The following is a 16,285-nucleotide window of genomic DNA, read 5'->3' as shown; positions in this document are numbered from 1 at the left end:
GGACGCAAGCCGCCATGCAAGTGAAACACCTGCTGCTGATCGCCATCCTCGCATTGACCGCTGCTTGCTCGTCGAAGGAAGTCGTAGACGAAAACCTCAGCGAAGTCGAGCTGTACCAGCAGGCTCAGACCGACCTGGACAATAATAGCTACACTGCGGCCACAGCCAAGCTGAAGGCTCTGGAGTCGCGTTATCCGTTCGGTCGCTATGCGGACCAGGCCCAGCTTGAACTGATTTATGCGAACTACAAGAACGCCGAGCCAGAAGCTGCCAAGTCGGCTGCCGAGCGCTTCATTCGCCTGCACCCACAACACCCGAACGTCGATTACGCCTATTACCTCAAGGGCCTGACTTCGTTCGATCAGGACGTTGGCCTGCTGGCGCGCTTCCTGCCGCTGGACATGACCAAGCGTGACCCGGGTGCTGCACGTGACTCGTACAACGAATTCGCCCAGCTCACCAGCCGCTATCCCAATAGCCGCTACGCGCCTGACGCCAAGCAGCGGATGATTTACCTGCGCAACCTGCTGGCTTCCTACGAAATCCACGTCGCCCACTACTACCTGACTCGCCAGGCCTATGTGGCAGCGGCCAACCGTGGTCGTTATGTGGTGGAAAACTTCCAGGAAACCCCATCGGTCGGCGACGGCCTGGCTGTGATGGTTGAGGCCTACCAGCGCTTGCATCTGGACGAATTGGCCAGCACCAGCCTGGAAACCCTCAAGCTGAACTACCCGAATCACCCAGGCCTGGTCGACGGCCAGTTTGTCCCGACCGTCGCCGAAGCCGACAACCGCTCTTGGCTGAGCAAGGCGACCCTGGGCCTGATCGAGTCCCGCCCACCGCTGCCACCGGGTGAGACTCGCGCCAACCAGGACATCATGAAGCAGTACCAGGATGCCAAGGACGCCATTCCCGCCGAGCTCAAGCCGAAGGACAGCGACGCGGTCGAAGAAGAAGAGCATGAAGCGGCAGGCTCCAACGATGACCGCTCCTGGTTCAGCTACATGACGTTCGGCGTGTTCGACTGATACCGCCGTCACGTAAAAGGGAGACTTTCGAGTCTCCCTTTTTTATTTCCGCTGTTTTACTGGACTGTGCGCTGGGTCAGTCCTTGGCTACACTGCGCAATTAATCGTCGGAAAGCCGCTCACCATGCTTCGTTTACTGTTCTGGATTGCCCTGATTGCTGCTGCGGTATGGTTCTGGCGCAAATTCAAGCGCCCCGCCAACACCCACTCTCACACGCCCGGCGAGCAAAGCGCCGCACCGATGGTGCGTTGCGCCCATTGTGGCGTGCATTTGCCACGCGATCGCGCGCTGAGCCTGCAACAACAGTGGTACTGCAGCCAGGCGCACCTGGAACAGGGGCCAGGCACCCGCAACTCTTGAAAGGACCGAAGCGTCACCCAGACACTGCCACGGCAGGTGACTGACAAGGAGCATCATTCAGCCCGAGGCGGTTGTTCAACCTTGGGCCCTCAGACGTTAGCCCAAGGATGGACACAACGTTGAAGAACTCCCGGCAAAGCTTGCCCTCTCTCCCCATGCACCGACGCCTGCTCGGTGACTCGCTGCCCATGCACAGCTTGCGCAAGCAAATCGTGCAACTGGCTCGCAGCCAAGCCCCCGTTTACATCAGCGGTGAATCCGGCAGCGGCAAGGAGTTGGTTGCACGCCTGATTCATGAGCAAGGCCCACGCACCCGACAGCGTTTTGTCCCGGTCAACTGCGGGGCCATTCCGACGGAGCTGATGGAAAGCGAGTTTTTCGGCCATTGCAAAGGCAGCTTCAGCGGCGCCGTCGAAGATAAACCCGGGCTATTTCACGCCGCCAACGCCGGCACTTTGTTTCTGGACGAGGTCGCTGATTTACCGGCGAACATGCAGGTCAAGTTGCTCAGGGCCATTCAGGAGAAAGCGGTACGGCGCATTGGCGAGCAGCATGAAACGGCCATCGACACGCGAATACTCTGCGCCACCCACAAAAGCCTGGAGACAGAAGTGCTTGCCGGGCGCTTTCGCCAGGATTTGTATTACCGCTTGAATGTCATCGAGTTACGCGTGCCCTCGCTTCGCGAGCGCAGAGAGGATATCGAGGTGCTTGCACACCAAGTCCTGCAGCGACTGGCCCGGGACACTGGCCTGCCCACTGCGCAGCTGCAACCCCAAGCGCTGAAAGCGCTCAAGGACTATCGCTTCCCGGGCAATGTCCGCGAGCTGGAAAACATCCTCGAACGGGCGTATACGCTCTGTGAAAATACCCGGATTGAAGCCAGTGACTTACGCATGACGCACAGTCATTGCCCAGCAGAAAATCCAGACTTGGATGTGAGCAAAATCGATAATCTGCAGCACTATCTGGAGTCCATAGAGCGTCAGGTGTTACTCCTGACTCTCGAAGAAACCCGCTGGAATCGCACCGCGGCGGCCCAGCGCTTGAGTCTGTCGTTTCGCTCGATGCGTTATCGCCTGAAAAAACTGGGCCTGGATTGAGCCGCCGACTCAGATCCGTCCGGTCGGTGCGTAGGGCGCAGGATCTATCACCGGCTCGCGCCCCAGCAGCACATCGGCAAACAGCTGGCAGGAGGCCGGAGCCAGAACCAGGCCATTACGGTAATGTCCGCAGTTGAGCCACAGCCCCGCAAAGCCAGGCACTTCACCGATGTAAGGCACGCCCTCCGGTGAGCCCGGGCGCAATCCTGCCCAATGCCCGACCACTTCGGCCTCCGCCAGCGCCGGAATCAACTCCACCGCCGAGGCCTTGAGGCTTTGCAGTGCCTCGGCTGTCGGTGTCTTGTCGAAGCCTTGGTGCTCCAGAGTGCTGCCGATCAGAATATGCCCGTCACGACGGGGAATTGCATAACGGCCCTTGGCCAGAACCATGCTTGGCAGAAAATCCGCCGCGCACTTGTAGAGAATCATCTGGCCCTTGACCGGCTCGACGGGTAACTCCAGGCCCAGGGTCTTGAGCAAATCGCCACTCCAGGCACCAGCCGTCAGCACCACCTGTTCGGCATAAATCGCGCCCTGCGAACTTTCAACACCCAGCACCTTGTCGCCTTCACGGATAAATCCGCTGACTTCGCATTGCTCATGCAAAGTGACATTAGGCAATGCCAACAGGGCCGCCTTGAGGGATTTCACCAAACGCGGATTGCGCACGTTGGCAACGTCGGCCATGTAAATCGCCCGGGAAAACCCACCCCCCAATGCCGGCACTGCGTCATGGGTAGCGGAGATATCCACAGAACTCAGCGGACGATTTTCCCGTTTGGCCCACGCCAACGCCTCGACCTCATCCTCCAGATCCAGCCAATACAAACCCGTGGTGTGGACCTCGGGATCGATACCGGTTGTCGCAAACAAGTGCTCGCCCAGTTGCGGGTAAAAATCCTGGGACCAGTGGGCCAGCGCAGTCACCGCCTGGCTATAGCGCCATGGATAAAGCGGCGAGACGATGCCGCCTCCCGCCCACGACGACTCCTGCCCCACACTCGAGCGATCCAGCAAGGACACACTCTTGACGTGCGGAGCCAGATTGAACGCGGTCAGCAGGCCAATCACCCCGCCACCGACAATCACCACGTGCTGTTGCTCGGTCATCATCTGATCCAACAATAAGGAAGACAGCGAGCGCAAACCGCGCCCAGGAAAAAGAACTCAGCGTCCCCAGCAATCTTTACTGGTCACGTCCGCCGCCGCATTGATCATACTCATTGCGCCAGTACTGCTCAGGGTTAGATCGCCACACTTGTCAGCGGCCATGCTGGAGTCGGCTTTGCGCGCCGCCGTCAGCAGGAAAGTCTGGTCAGACAGGGTCGCAACGATGCTGTAGTGCTCATTACCAGCACTCAGACCCGTGGCGTTGGTGTAGACATTATTTTTCGAATGAAACCGCTCGAGCAGTTGCGCCTGCTCGGTCAACAGGGCGGCAGCCTCGGTGCGATGGCTCTTCTTCACGTATTCGGTGAGCAACGGAGCGGCTATGGTCACCACAATCCCGATGATCGCAATCACAATCATGATTTCGATCAGGGTAAAACCTCGGTTGGATCTACGCATTGCTTCAACTCTCACTTACTGAATTTGGCGCCACATGATTCGCCGGCCCTGAATATCGGCCTGACCATCGGATTCGGAGGCGAGCATCTTACCGCCGATCGCAGCGCATTCGCTTGATTTGCCTTCGGTAATACGCCAACAGGCATGGATGCTTTCCAGCACGCTACGCGAGCGCCCTGCTATGCCGACAGCGGTTACCCGGTGAAGGGTCACCGGCGTCTTCGGCGGCACATTGACTGCCTGCTTGCTGACGCCGAGGTGCTGTACGCCGAAAAAACCGTTGCCCGCCGCCATCCAGGTGACGCCGGAATGGGCATTGAATCCGGCACTGGCAACGACTGAAGACTCAGCTGGCGGTGCGCACTGAATGCTATTTATGCACTCCGCCAACTGCAAACCGCCCCCCGATACCGCATTCTCTCCGATACGCAAGGCGGCTTCAGCGTCCTGGAACGACTGATTGCGCGACACTACACCCCCGGCCATTTTCTCCTGGAGCGTGGCACTCTGCATCGAAGACAAGCCGATCAGACTCAACAGCAGCAGGAATACCAGGCTCATCAGCAACGCCATACCGCGTTGCCGGCGCCTCCCCTGCAATGCCAGCTTCATCGCCATTCCTCGCTACAACAGTCGGTTGCGCAGTGCGGCAACCACATGAAAGGTTTGCTCGCTCACGCGTTGGGCTGGATCAAACAAGGTCAGGCTCAAGCGCACACTGCGTATTCGCGCAGGATCATCAGGGTTGTTGCTGTAGCTGGAGACTGCAACGTCAGTCGCGCTTGCTGCCATGCCGAAGCTGACCTCGAAATCTCTGACGTTACTGACCAGGGCGGCCGGCGTATTGCTTGAAGTCATCCGAATCTCGTTACGGAAAAACTGGTAGCTCAACTGCCGAACAGAAAATGCGACCTCACCCTCCCCTGCAATGCGGTGCTTGCTGTAGGCCGTCGCGTAGGTTTTACAGTCCGACACCACCGTCCAGGTGGGCGTACCGCCCTGATTCCCCACATTCGCTGTCACCAAGGTCAAATTGCGCGCAGCATTATCCCAACTGACCGGCATCCTGCGGTGGACACTGAATGCAGCCCCCTCACTGGCATCGGCGATCTCCTCCAGACAACCAAACATCCCCACCATACGAATGTCCTGGATCATTTTGCTCAGGGCAAAGCGCGCATCCTCCTGCATGCTCGCCGCCGCACGCTGGCTGAGATGGGTACTTTTCGCCGCGATGAAAACCTGCGCCACGCCCAGCACCAGCATCAAACTGATGGCCAGCGCTAACATCAGCTCGATCAGACTAAATCCCCGGCTCAAACGTCTCATGGCGTGGCAGCCGCAGTACGGCTACTGACTTCGAGAATGCGGCGACTGTTGCCAGCACCCGCTGCGCGCGAGTCATCCCACTCGATACGGATGCTATACATCTGCTCGCCCTGCCTGACCCGGCCAGTGGCGCTGGCTCCGCCGAAGCTTTCGATATTGGCGGTGAAGTCACGCAGGTCCTGATCCAGTACGCCGGTGCTGGCACGAATGCGGTCCAGCATGTCGTAGGCAATGAAACTGGCCTGAGTGGTCATCAGCGAGCTATCGGTGTACTTCAGCGCATTGAGCTGAACGGCCGCAGCCCCCAATAGACCCGCACTCAGAATCAATAGCGCCACCAGCACTTCAATCAAAGTCATGCCGTCCTGTGCATGCATAGCTTTCGTCCCTGGGTTGCGTCCACGTCATTGCGAAAGGTCAGTCACGAGGTTAGTGGCCGTCGCGCATTGCTGCCCGGCACAGGAACAACCAGCAATACATTCACTGACCTTCGAGCCATGAAACCTTTTGCAAGATGATCGATCGAGCGCTTGTGCGATCAGCATCTAGGGTTAGCCACCACAGCAATGGAAACGCCCTCCAGGGAAGGAGACCGCATGGTGCAAAAAGGCTTTGGCCTGATCGAAATGCTGACGGTGCTGGCCATCACGGCTATCGCCCTGCAGCTCGCCGGCCCTGTATTCGCCGAGTACACACAATCGCAACGCCGGGAAAATGCTGCCAACGTCTTGGCCAGCGGCTTGCGCAGCGCACGCACCGAAGCCCTGATGCGTAATCAAGCGGTGGTGGTGCATGCCTTGAATGATGATTGGGGCCAGGGTTGGCGGGTCATTCTGGATGTCAGCGGGCGTGGTCATCTTGATCCCGACAATCCGTTGCTGCTGCAACGCCAGACGGGGGTACCGGTGAAGATCGCGGGCAATCAACCGGTGAGGCGCCACGTGCGATTCAGCAGCCTCGGTGAACCGCTGTTTCCCGGGGGAGGATTTCAGGCGGGAACACTATTCATCTGCGCATCGCGCGCAGCGATCACCCATCATCAAGTCGTGCTGTCGAAAACCGGGCGTGTCAGCCTGCGGCACGACAAGGCGGAGCACGCCTTGTGTGCATCAGGCAATACCTCAGGGCAAGGTACGAACGCGCAGTTCCTTGGGCATCGAGAACGTAATGTTTTCCTCACGACCCGCCAGCTCATCAGCGCCCGTCGCGCCCCAGGCGTGCAACTGCTCGATCACGCCACGCACCAGCACTTCCGGGGCCGACGCACCGGCCGTGATGCCGATCCGCTGGACGCCATCGAACCAGCTGCGTTGCATGTCCTCGGCGCCATCGATCAGGTAGGCCGGGGTCGCCATGCGCTCAGCCAGCTCACGTAGACGGTTGGAGTTGGAGCTGTTCGGGCTGCCGACCACCAACACCACGTCACACTCATCAGCCAGTTGCTTGACGGCATCCTGGCGGTTTTGCGTGGCGTAGCAGATGTCATCCTTGCGCGGACCGCCAATGGCCGGAAAGCGTGTGCGCAGGGCGTCGATCACCCGACTGGTGTCATCCATCGACAAAGTGGTCTGCGTGACGAATGCAAGCCTGTCCGGGTTGTGCACTTGCAGCGCAGCCACGTCTTTTTCGTCTTCGACCAGGTAGATCGCGCCACCATTGCTGGCGTCGTACTGCCCCATGGTGCCTTCGACTTCCGGGTGACCGGCGTGGCCGATCAGGATGCATTCACGCCCGTCACGGCTGTAGCGCGCAACCTCGATATGCACCTTGGTCACCAATGGGCAGGTGGCATCGAACACTTTCAGGCCGCGACCTGCGGCTTCGCTGCGAACCGCCTGGGACACACCATGAGCACTGAAAATCACGATGACGTCATCCGGCACCTGATCCAGTTCCTCGACGAAAATCGCTCCCCGTGCACGCAAATCTTCAACCACGAACTTGTTGTGTACCACTTCGTGGCGCACGTAGATCGGCGGCCCGAAGACCTCCAGGGCGCGGTTGACGATTTCGATTGCCCGGTCAACACCGGCGCAGAAGCCACGGGGATTGGCGAGTTTGATTTGCATGTGTGCCTCGTGTCTTGCGCGCAAAAACAATGAAAAACGACTTTAAAGCGCTTTAACGGAAATGATTTCCACGTCAAAGGTCAAGGTCTTGCCAGCCAACGGGTGATTGAAATCGATGGTCACTTGCGCGTCATCGAACTCTTTCACTACACCTGGCAACTCAGTATTGGCCGCGTCGTTGAAGATCACCAGCAAGCCCGGCGACAGGTCCATGTCCTGGAACTGCGAGCGCGGGATGATCTGCACGTTTTGCGGGTTGGGCTGGCCAAAGGCACGCTCAGGCTCGATGCTCAGTGTGCGCTTGTCGCCGGCCTTGAAACCGAAAAGTGCCGCTTCGAAGCCCGGCAGCAAGTTGCCATCACCCACCTTGAAAGTCGCCGGAGCCTTGTCGAAAGTGCTGTCGACCGTATCGCCGTTCTCCAGGCGCAATGCGAAATGCAAAGTGACTTCCGTGTTCTGACCGATACGTTGCTCGATCAATACCTGTTCAGTCATGTACGGCTTCTCCGGTTTTCTTGGTTTTGAACATATCCAGCGCGAGCATCACCGCACCAACGGTGATGGCACTGTCGGCAAAGTTAAACGCCGGGAAATACCAGCGGTTCTGCCAGTGCACCAGAATGAAATCGATCACATGCCCCAGGGCAATGCGGTCGTAAAGATTGCCCAGCGCACCACCGAGCACCAAAGCCAGCGCAACCGCCAGCCAGGTGTCGTTGCGCCCCAGGCGCTTGAGCCAGACCACCAGCACGCCACTGACCACGATCGCAATCAGAGCAAACAGCCAGCGCTGCCAGCCGGAGCTGTCAGCCAGGAAGCTGAAGGCGGCGCCGGTGTTGTAGGCCAGGGTCCAGCTGAAATAATCGGGAATGACCACGATTTGCTGGTACATGGTTAGCGAGCCTTCGAAGTAGAACTTGCTGGCCTGGTCGATGACCAGGACCAGCAAGCTCAACCAGAGCCAGCCCAACCGTCCGAAACGGCCAGTGGCATCAGGCATAGTGGCGAACCTCGCCAGTGCCACTGATGTTATCGACGCAACGACCGCAGATTTCCGGATGCTCCGGATTCACACCAACGTCTTCACGGCAGTGCCAGCAACGGGCGCACTTGGCGTGGCTCGATTTCACCACCTGCAGCTTCAGACCGCTGACTTCGGTGACCACGGCATCGGCCGGAGCTTGCACCAGTGGGGCGACGGTCGCGGTCGAGGTGATCAGCACGAAGCGCAGTTCATTGCTCAATTTAGCCAGGTCGGCGCTCAGCGCTTCTTCGGCGAACAAGGTCACTTCGGCTTGGAGGTTGCCACCCACCGCCTTGGCTGCGCGCTGGATTTCCATTTCCTTGTTCACGGCAACCTTGACCGCCATGATCCGATCCCAATAGGCACGATCCAACTCGAAACCTTCCGGCAGCTCGCTCAAGCCTTCATACCAGGTGTTAAGCATCACCGATTCATTACGCTCGCCCGGCAGGTATTGCCACAACTCGTCGGCGGTGAAGGCCAGGATCGGCGCGATCCAGCGCACCAGCGCTTCGCTGATGTGGAACAGCGCGGTCTGCGCCGAGCGGCGAGCCTTGCTGTTGGCGCCGGTGGTGTACTGACGGTCCTTGATGATGTCGAGGTAGAAACCACCCAACTCCTGCACGCAGAAGTTGTGGATCTTCGAGTAGACGTTCCAGAAACGGTACTCGCCGTAGTGCTCTTGCAGTTCACGTTGCAGCAGCAGGGTACGATCCACGGCCCAACGGTCCAGCGCGAGCATCTCTTCAGCTGGCAGGATATCGGTAGCTGGGTTGAAACCGCTCAGGTTGGACAGCAGGAAGCGCGCGGTATTACGGATGCGCCGGTAGGCATCCGCACTGCGTTGCAGGATCTGCTCGGAAACCGCCATCTCGCCCGAGTAGTCGGTGGAGGCTACCCACAGGCGCATGATGTCGGCGCCCAGGGTGTCGTTGACCTTTTGCGGCGCAATTACGTTGCCCAGGGACTTGGACATCTTGCGGCCGGACTCGTCGACGGTAAAGCCGTGGGTCAGCAACTCGCGATACGGTGCGTGGTTGTCGATGGCGCAACCGGTCAGCAGCGACGAGTGGAACCAACCGCGGTGCTGGTCAGAACCTTCGAGGTACAGGTCGGCACGCGGGCCGGTCTCGTGACCCATCGGGTGCGAACCGCGCAGCACGTGCCAGTGCGTGGTACCCGAGTCGAACCAGACGTCCAGGGTGTCGCTGATCTTGTCGTACTGTGGCGCTTCGTCGCCCAGCAGCTCGGCAGCATCCATCTTGAACCAGGCTTCGATGCCTTCGACCTCAACGCGCTTGGCGACTTCTTCCATCAGCTCGACGGTACGCGGGTGCAGCTCGCCGCTTTCCTTGTTCAGGAAGAACGGGATCGGCACGCCCCAGTTACGCTGGCGGGAGATGCACCAGTCCGGACGGTTGGCAATCATCGAGTGCAGGCGCGCCTGGCCCCAGGCCGGGACGAACTTGGTCTCTTCGATGGCCTTGATCGAGCGCTGGCGCAGGGTGTCGCCGGAGGTCGGCTGCTTGTCCATACCGATGAACCACTGCGCGGTGGCGCGGTAGATCAGCGGGGTCTTGTGGCGCCAGCAGTGCATGTAGCTGTGTTCGATGATGGTGGTGTGCAGCAGCGCACCGACTTCGGTCAGCTTATCGACGATAGCCGGGTTGGCTTTCCAGATGAACTGGCCGCCGAAGAACTCCAGCGAAGGTGCGTACACGCCATTGCTCTGGACCGGATTGAGGATGTCGTCGTTGACCATGCCGTATTTCTTGCAGGTCACGAAGTCGTCAACGCCATAAGCTGGAGCGGAGTGAACCACGCCGGTGCCGGCGCCCAGTTCGACGTAGTCGGCCAGATACACCGGCGACAGACGATCGTAGAACGGATGACGGAAATTGATCAGTTCCAGCGCCGAACCAGTGGCAGTGGCAATCACCGAGCCTTGCAGCGAATAGCGCGCCAGGCACGACTCTACCAGCTCTTCAGCCAGCACCAGCAGCTTGTCGCCGGCATCAACCAGGGCGTAGGTGAACTCCGGGTGCACGTTCAGCGCCTGGTTGGCCGGGATGGTCCACGGGGTGGTGGTCCAGATCACGATGGAAGCCGGCTTGGTCAGCGAAGGCAGACCGAACGCTGCGGCCAGCTTGGCCTCGTCGGCGATCGGGAAGGCGACGTCGATGGTCGAGGACTTCTTGTTCTCGTACTCGACTTCCGCTTCGGCCAATGCCGAGCCGCAGTCGAAGCACCAGTTCACTGGCTTGAGGCCCTTGAACACGAAGCCACCCTTGACGATTTCCGCCAGGGCGCGGATTTCGCCGGCCTCGTTCTTGAAGTCCATGGTTTTGTACGGGTTGGCGAAATCGCCCAACACGCCGAGACGGATGAATTCGGATTTCTGCCCTTCAATCTGCTCGGTGGCGTAGGCACGGCACAGTTCGCGGGTTTTGTCCGCGCCCAGGTTCTTGCCGTGGGTCACTTCGACTTTATGCTCGATCGGCAGGCCATGGCAGTCCCAGCCCGGGACATAAGGCGCGTCGAAGCCCGCCAGGGTCTTCGAGCGGATGATCATGTCCTTGAGAATCTTGTTCAGTGCGTGACCGATATGAATGGTGCCGTTGGCGTACGGAGGGCCGTCGTGCAATACGAACTTCGGACGATCCTTGCCAATCTCGCGCAACTTTCCGTACAGGCCAATGCTGTCCCAGCGCTGCAGAATCTGCGGTTCGCGCTGAGGCAGGCCGGCCTTCATTGGGAAGGCGGTGTCCGGAAGGTTAAGCGTGGCTTTATAGTCGGTCATTTAAGGCTCTTAATTAGCGATTGGCGCTAGGTGCGGCTAATGCACGGGCGGCGGCGACATCCGCGTTGATCGCCGTTTTCAGTGCCTCCAGAGAGGCAAAACGCTGCTCTTCGCGCAGCTTCTGGTGGAAAACCACCGTCAAACGCCGGTCATACAGATCGCCGGCAAAATCTAGAAGATGAACTTCAAGGTGGGCCTTGCCATCACCTTGGACCGTAGGCCGTACGCCGATATTGGCGACGCCGGGCCAGGTCTTGCCGTCGATCTGCACATCGACCAGGTAAACCCCGGTGAACGGCACGCGACGACGCTTGAGTTGAATATTGGCAGTGGGTGTACCCAGTTGCCGGGCCAGTTTCTGCCCATGCAGCACACGCCCGGCGATTCGGTACGGGCGCCCAAGCAGGCGTTCAGCCAAGGCAAAGTCGGCAGCGGCCAAGGCGTTACGCACCTGGGTGCTGCTGACTCGAATACCGTCCAGTTCGACGGTTTGCGCCGCTTCAACGGTGAAACCGTGAACCTGACCGGCCTGCAGCAGGAAATCGAAATCGCCCAATCGGTCGCAGCCGAAGCGGAAGTCGTCACCGACCTCCAGGTGCTTGACGCCGAGGCCGTCCACCAGAATGGTGTCGACGAACTCACTCGCGCTCAGCTTGCTCAGGCGTTGATTGAACGCCAGGCACAACACCCGGTCGACCCCCTCGTCTGCCAGCAACTGCAATTTGTCGCGCAACCGGGCCAGGCGTGCCGGTGCAGTGTCGGGGGCAAAGAATTCCCGCGGCTGCGGTTCGAAAATCACCACGCAGCTGGGTACGCCCAACTCAAGCGCACGTTCACGCAGCCGACCCAGGATAGCCTGGTGACCACGGTGAACACCGTCAAAGTTGCCAATAGTGGCGACGCAGCCCCGATGCTGGGGGCGCAGATTGTGGAGGCCTCGAACCAGCTGCATAACGCGCTTCTTGCTCATAAAGTGGTCGATTATAACCACACCCGGCGGCCGACGACAGGCAACACCGTACCCCAAAATGATTGAACCGACAAAAACCCCGCCTCGACGCTGATCAGCACCTCAACTCAGCGCCTTGCGATTGAAGTCCCGCAGGCGGAAACCGAGCGCTGCCAGCATGCCGAAATAGGCCACGATCCCCGCAGCCACCAGCAGACCCAGGCGCAGGAATCGCTCAAGCATATGCCCGTCGCTCCAGGGTGGCATGAAGTGCATCAGCCCGAGCAATACCGCAGACATCACGGCGACCGCCAGTACCAGCTTGAAGCCGAACACTGCCCAGCCCGGTTGTGGCTGATACATCTTTTGTTTACGCAACTGATAGAACAGCAGGCCCGCGTTCAGACAGGCGCCCGCACTGATGGCCAATGCCAGGCCTGCGTGCTTGAACGGGCCGATCAAGGCCAGGTTGAACAACTGGGTCACCACCAGGGTAAAAATCGCGATTTTCACCGGCGTCCGGATGTTTTGTTGTGCATAAAAGCCTGGAGCCAGCACCTTGATCAGAATGATCCCCAGCAGACCAACCGAATAAGCCACCAGAGCACGCTGGGTCATCGAGGCATCGAAGGCGCTGAACTGCCCATACTGGAACAGCGACACCGTCAGGGGTTCGGCGAGGATTCCCAGCGCCAGCGCACACGGCAGCACCAGCACAAAGCACAGACGCAGGCCCCAATCGAGAATCCGCGAGTACTCGTGACGATCCTGATTGGCATAGGTCTTGGCCAGTGTTGGCAGCAAAATGGTGCCCAACGCCACGCCGAGCACACCCGACGGCAGCTCCATCAGGCGGTCTGCGTAGTACATCCAGGACACGGAGCCCGCTACGAGGAACGAGGCAAAAATGGTGTTGATGATCAGCGAAATCTGACTGACCGAGACCCCAAGGATTGCCGGCAGCATTTGCTTCATGACCCGCCAGACACCGGTGTCACGTAGGTTCAGACGGGGCAGCACCAGCATGCCGATCTTTTTCAAGTGCGGCAGTTGATAGAGCAACTGCGCGAGGCCGCCGGCCAATACCGCCCAACCCAGCGCCATCACCGGCGGATCGAAATACGGGGTCAAGAACAGAGCAAAAATGATCATGCTGACGTTCAGCAACGTCGGCACGAATGCGGGCACCGAAAAGCGGTTGTAGGTATTGAGGATCGCCCCGGCCAGCGATGACAGCGAAATAAGCAATATATAAGGAAAGGTCACCCGCAACAGACTCGAGGTCAGCTCGAATTTCTCCGGGGTCGTGGTAAAGCCGGGCGCAGTAGCCCAGATCACCCAGGGCGCCGCGATCATCCCCAGCACGGTGACCAGCGCCAGCACCAGGGTGAGCAACCCCGACACATAGGCAACGAAAGTGCGCGTCGCCTCCTCGCCCTGCTGGTTTTTATATTCAGCCAGGATCGGGACAAATGCTTGGGAAAAAGCGCCCTCGGCAAAGATCCGCCGCAGCAGATTGGGCAGCTTGAAGGCAATGAAGAAAGCGTCCGTGGCCATGCCGGCGCCAAAGATGCGGGCGACAAGGGTGTCACGGACAAATCCCAGAACCCGGGAAATCATCGTGATAGAGCTGACGGCGGCCAACGACTTGAGCAGATTCATTAAAGAGTTCTTGTCTGTCGATAAACAGCAGGCGAACAATGCGCCCACTTATGCGATACTCCGCGCCGCAACAGCACAGAGCCAAAGCTCGCGAGTTTACAGGTCGTACGCTGGAATGAAATATACCGGCGCTTTATACCTACCACTTAGCGGAACGTCTCAACCGCCCTTGACAAGACTTCAACTCATCGGCATGATTCGCGGCCTATTTTGTTTGCTATTTCCCAAAAAGTCTTTCGAGGAGCTCGACGGTGGCCAACACACCTTCCGCCAAAAAACGTGCAAAACAGGCTGAGAAGCGTCGCAGCCACAACGCCAGCCTGCGTTCCATGGTTCGTACCTACATCAAGAATGTAGTTAAAGCCATCGACGCCAAAGACGCTGCTAAAGCGCAAGCTGCTTACGTTCTGGCTGTGCCTGTTATCGACCGCATGGCCGATAAAGGCATCATCCACAAGAACAAAGCTGCTCGTCATAAGAGCCGCCTGAATGGCCACGTAAAGGCTCTGAACGTTGCCGCTGCTGCCTAAGCGACACGCTCACTAAAAAACCGACCTCAGGGTCGGTTTTTTATTGCCTGCGATTTGTGTGGGAGCGAGCCTGCTCACGAAAGCGACTTAACACTCAACGATTATGTTCGCCGACATTCAGCAATCGTCGAAACGCCGCCCGGAGCCGACCCACCCCCACACCTGAACCTCTGCCAGGTTACTGGGCGCTAGGCCACGGCAAAATCGGAATCGCCGTCACCGCATTCTGCGGACTACCCTCGATCAGGCGATCGCTGTAGACCAGGTACACCAGCGTGTTGCGCTTCTTATCGAGGAACCGCACCACCTGCATGGTCTTGAACACCAGCGAGGTGCGCTCCTTGAACACCTCATCCCCATCCTTGAGCTCACCCTTGAAACTGATTGGCCCCACCTGACGACAGGCAATGGAAGCCTCCGCCCGATCCTCGGCCAACCCCAGCCCACCCTTCACCCCGCCAGTCTTGGCGCGCGACAGGTAGCAGGTCACCCCATCGACCTTGGGATCATCAAAGGCCTCGACAACGATACGATCGTTTGGCCCGACAAACTTGAACACTGTCGACACCTGGCCAATCTCTTCCGCCGACGCCAGCAACGGCAGCGCCAACAACAAACCCATCAACCCACTTGCCATGCGCATGCGACTTCCCCCCACATCAGACCAGAATCAGGTTGTCGCGATGAACCAGCTCCGGCTCAGCCATGTACCCCAACAAACCGACAATCGACTCAGAGGACTGACCAATAATCTTCTGCGCCTCAAGCGCACTGTAGTTGGCCAGGCCACGGGCAATCTCACGCCCATCCGGCGCGACACACACCACCATCTCACCGCGACGGAAGCTGCCCTGAACCAGCTTGACCCCGACCGGCAGAAGACTCTTGTTACCCTCAGACAATGCCGAGACCGCTCCAGCATCCAGGACCAGGGTGCCACGGGTCTGAAGATGCCCGGCCAACCATTGCTTGCGCGCCGCCAGCATGCCGCGCTCAGGCGACAACAGCGTACCGATTCGCTCGCCCGACTTCAGACGATCCAGCACCCGCTCCAGGCGACCACCGACGATGATCGTATGCGCCCCCGAACGCGCTGCCAGCCGCGCCGCACGCAGCTTGGTCTGCATTCCGCCACGCCCCAGCGCACCACCGGTACCGCCAGCAACCGCATCCAGCGCCGGATCATCGGCACGCGCTTCGTAAATCAGTTGAGCATCAGGATTGTTTCGCGGATCAGCGTCGAACATGCCGTCACGATCCGTGAGGATCACCAGCAAATCAGCCTCGACCAGGTTGGCCACCAGCGCCGCCAGGGTGTCGTTGTCGCCAAAACGAATTTCATCCGTGACCACAGTGTCATTCTCGTTGATCACCGGAATCACCTTGAGCTCCACCAGCGCACGCAAGGTACTGCGGGCATTGAGGTAGCGCTTACGGTCGGACAAATCGTCATGGGTCAGCAGAATCTGCGCAGTATGACGACCATGCTCGGCAAAGCTCGACTCCCAGGCTTGCACCAGCCCCATCTGACCGATTGCAGCAGCCGCCTGGAGCTCGTGCATCGCACTGGGTCGAGCGGTCCAGCCCAAGCGACTCATGCCAGCCGCCACCGCCCCGGAGGACACCAGCACCAGCTCGACACCCGCCTCATGCAGGGCCACCATCTGCTCAACCCAGACACCCATCGCCGCGCGATCCAGCCCCTTGCCGTCAGCCGTCAGCAAAGCGCTGCCGATCTTCACGACCCAACGCTGCGCACCTGTCACCTTGCTCCGCATCATCTTCAACCTTAGCTTGAGGGCAGCACGACCCAGCGCTGCCCGTGACGTTATTCGTGGTTATTCGTGACCAACAATCG

General features: G+C 59.3%; 15 protein-coding genes and 3 pseudogenes. 5 read left to right on the top strand and 13 right to left on the bottom strand.

Translation table 11 applies throughout. The features are described 5' to 3' along the window. Positions 1–14: 14 nt before the first annotated feature. From NR126_RS14680 to NR126_RS14670, 3 genes and pseudogenes are all read left to right on the top strand, one after another. On the top strand, positions 15–1,031 hold the full coding sequence (locus NR126_RS14680) for an outer membrane protein assembly factor BamD (RefSeq protein ID WP_256830504.1): 1,017 nt from the start codon (positions 15–17) through the stop codon (positions 1,029–1,031). A gap of 124 nt (positions 1,032–1,155) precedes the next feature. After that, positions 1,156–1,392 (top strand): PP0621 family protein, encoded by a 237-nt coding sequence (locus tag NR126_RS14675; RefSeq protein ID WP_027617861.1) that lies wholly within the window; start codon positions 1,156–1,158, stop codon positions 1,390–1,392. A gap of 158 nt (positions 1,393–1,550) precedes the next feature. Then, a pseudogene (locus NR126_RS14670) lies at positions 1,551–2,495 on the top strand (sigma-54 interaction domain-containing protein); the annotation flags it as partial. 9 nt (positions 2,496–2,504) lie between these two features. On the opposite strand, the gene thiO reads toward NR126_RS14670, so the two are convergent. From thiO to pilV, 5 genes and pseudogenes are all read right to left on the bottom strand, one after another. Then, a complete protein-coding gene (thiO, locus tag NR126_RS14665; RefSeq protein ID WP_027617860.1) occupies positions 2,505–3,605 on the bottom strand; it encodes a glycine oxidase ThiO in 1,101 nt (366 codons plus the stop codon). A gap of 57 nt (positions 3,606–3,662) precedes the next feature. Then, entirely contained in the window at positions 3,663–4,064 is a 402-nt protein-coding gene (locus NR126_RS14660; RefSeq protein ID WP_105754463.1) for a type IV pilin protein, read from the bottom strand. Positions 4,065–4,205: 141 nt separating this feature from the next. Then, a pseudogene (locus NR126_RS14655) lies at positions 4,206–4,676 on the bottom strand (PilX N-terminal domain-containing pilus assembly protein); the annotation flags it as partial. Positions 4,677–4,688: 12 nt separating this feature from the next. After that, on the bottom strand, positions 4,689–5,393 hold the full coding sequence (locus tag NR126_RS14650; RefSeq protein ID WP_256830502.1) for a PilW family protein: 705 nt from the start codon (positions 5,391–5,393) through the stop codon (positions 4,689–4,691). After that, a complete protein-coding gene (pilV, locus tag NR126_RS14645) occupies positions 5,390–5,770 on the bottom strand; it encodes a type IV pilus modification protein PilV (protein WP_027617857.1) in 381 nt (126 codons plus the stop codon). Before pilV ends, NR126_RS14650 begins: the two co-directional genes overlap by 4 nt. Positions 5,771–5,959: 189 nt before the next feature. Here pilV and NR126_RS14640 point away from each other — a divergent pair. Further along, a pseudogene (locus NR126_RS14640) lies at positions 5,960–6,397 on the top strand (GspH/FimT family pseudopilin); the annotation flags it as partial. Positions 6,398–6,514: 117 nt separating this feature from the next. Here NR126_RS14640 and ispH read toward each other — a convergent pair. The 6 genes from ispH to murJ all read right to left on the bottom strand — a co-directional run bounded on the left by ispH (position 6,515) and on the right by murJ (position 13,897). Continuing rightward, on the bottom strand, positions 6,515–7,462 hold the full coding sequence (gene ispH, locus NR126_RS14635) for a 4-hydroxy-3-methylbut-2-enyl diphosphate reductase (protein ID WP_027617855.1): 948 nt from the start codon (positions 7,460–7,462) through the stop codon (positions 6,515–6,517). A gap of 42 nt (positions 7,463–7,504) precedes the next feature. After that, positions 7,505–7,957, bottom strand: a complete 453-nt coding sequence (gene fkpB / locus NR126_RS14630) for an FKBP-type peptidyl-prolyl cis-trans isomerase (protein WP_027617854.1) — start codon at positions 7,955–7,957, stop codon at positions 7,505–7,507. Continuing rightward, the gene (gene lspA, locus NR126_RS14625) at positions 7,950–8,462 is read right to left on the bottom strand and encodes a signal peptidase II (RefSeq protein WP_256830501.1); all 513 of its coding nucleotides are present in this window, start codon (positions 8,460–8,462) and stop codon (positions 7,950–7,952) included. Before lspA ends, fkpB begins: the two co-directional genes overlap by 8 nt. After that, positions 8,455–11,286 carry an isoleucine--tRNA ligase gene (gene ileS, locus NR126_RS14620; protein WP_027617852.1) on the bottom strand — a complete coding sequence of 944 codons (2,832 nt, stop codon included), beginning with the start codon at positions 11,284–11,286 and terminating at the stop codon, positions 8,455–8,457. Before ileS ends, lspA begins: the two co-directional genes overlap by 8 nt. A 13-nt stretch (positions 11,287–11,299) precedes the next feature. After that, positions 11,300–12,238, bottom strand: a complete 939-nt coding sequence (gene ribF / locus NR126_RS14615) for a bifunctional riboflavin kinase/FAD synthetase (protein WP_027617851.1) — start codon at positions 12,236–12,238, stop codon at positions 11,300–11,302. 120 nt (positions 12,239–12,358) lie between these two features. Further along, entirely contained in the window at positions 12,359–13,897 is a 1,539-nt protein-coding gene (murJ, locus tag NR126_RS14610) for a murein biosynthesis integral membrane protein MurJ (protein ID WP_027617850.1), read from the bottom strand. A gap of 251 nt (positions 13,898–14,148) precedes the next feature. Here murJ and rpsT point away from each other — a divergent pair, with 251 nt between their 5' ends. Further along, positions 14,149–14,427 (top strand): 30S ribosomal protein S20, encoded by a 279-nt coding sequence (rpsT, locus tag NR126_RS14605; RefSeq protein WP_007901883.1) that lies wholly within the window; start codon positions 14,149–14,151, stop codon positions 14,425–14,427. A 178-nt stretch (positions 14,428–14,605) separates the two neighbouring features. Here rpsT and NR126_RS14600 read toward each other — a convergent pair whose 3' ends face one another. After that, entirely contained in the window at positions 14,606–15,070 is a 465-nt protein-coding gene (locus tag NR126_RS14600; protein ID WP_027617849.1) for a CreA family protein, read from the bottom strand. A 16-nt stretch (positions 15,071–15,086) separates the two neighbouring features. Next, on the bottom strand, positions 15,087–16,205 hold the full coding sequence (proB, locus tag NR126_RS14595) for a glutamate 5-kinase (protein WP_027617848.1): 1,119 nt from the start codon (positions 16,203–16,205) through the stop codon (positions 15,087–15,089). Positions 16,206–16,285 lie beyond the last annotated feature (80 nt).

It is taken from the genome of Pseudomonas sp. Pse1, assembly GCF_024519635.1.
Taxonomy (GTDB): domain Bacteria; phylum Pseudomonadota; class Gammaproteobacteria; order Pseudomonadales; family Pseudomonadaceae; genus Aquipseudomonas.
This window is presented reverse-complemented; position numbering and strand designations above follow the sequence as displayed.

Bases quoted from the DNA above. Each gene is read 5' to 3' on its own strand.
- NR126_RS14680 (WP_256830504.1), top strand. From the start codon at position 15: ATGCAAGTGAAACACCTGCTGCTGATCGCCATCCTCGCATTGACCGCT.
- NR126_RS14675 (WP_027617861.1), top strand. From the start codon at position 1,156: ATGCTTCGTTTACTGTTCTGGATTGCCCTGATTGCTGCTGCGGTATGG.
- thiO (WP_027617860.1), bottom strand. From the start codon at position 3,605: ATGACCGAGCAACAGCACGTGGTGATTGTCGGTGGCGGGGTGATTGGC.
- NR126_RS14660 (WP_105754463.1), bottom strand. From the start codon at position 4,064: ATGCGTAGATCCAACCGAGGTTTTACCCTGATCGAAATCATGATTGTG.
- NR126_RS14650 (WP_256830502.1), bottom strand. From the start codon at position 5,393: ATGAGACGTTTGAGCCGGGGATTTAGTCTGATCGAGCTGATGTTAGCG.
- pilV (WP_027617857.1), bottom strand. From the start codon at position 5,770: ATGCATGCACAGGACGGCATGACTTTGATTGAAGTGCTGGTGGCGCTA.
- ispH (WP_027617855.1), bottom strand. From the start codon at position 7,462: ATGCAAATCAAACTCGCCAATCCCCGTGGCTTCTGCGCCGGTGTTGAC.
- fkpB (WP_027617854.1), bottom strand. From the start codon at position 7,957: ATGACTGAACAGGTATTGATCGAGCAACGTATCGGTCAGAACACGGAA.
- lspA (WP_256830501.1), bottom strand. From the start codon at position 8,462: ATGCCTGATGCCACTGGCCGTTTCGGACGGTTGGGCTGGCTCTGGTTG.
- ileS (WP_027617852.1), bottom strand. From the start codon at position 11,286: ATGACCGACTATAAAGCCACGCTTAACCTTCCGGACACCGCCTTCCCA.
- ribF (WP_027617851.1), bottom strand. From the start codon at position 12,238: ATGCAGCTGGTTCGAGGCCTCCACAATCTGCGCCCCCAGCATCGGGGC.
- murJ (WP_027617850.1), bottom strand. From the start codon at position 13,897: ATGAATCTGCTCAAGTCGTTGGCCGCCGTCAGCTCTATCACGATGATT.
- NR126_RS14600 (WP_027617849.1), bottom strand. From the start codon at position 15,070: ATGCGCATGGCAAGTGGGTTGATGGGTTTGTTGTTGGCGCTGCCGTTG.
- proB (WP_027617848.1), bottom strand. From the start codon at position 16,205: ATGCGGAGCAAGGTGACAGGTGCGCAGCGTTGGGTCGTGAAGATCGGC.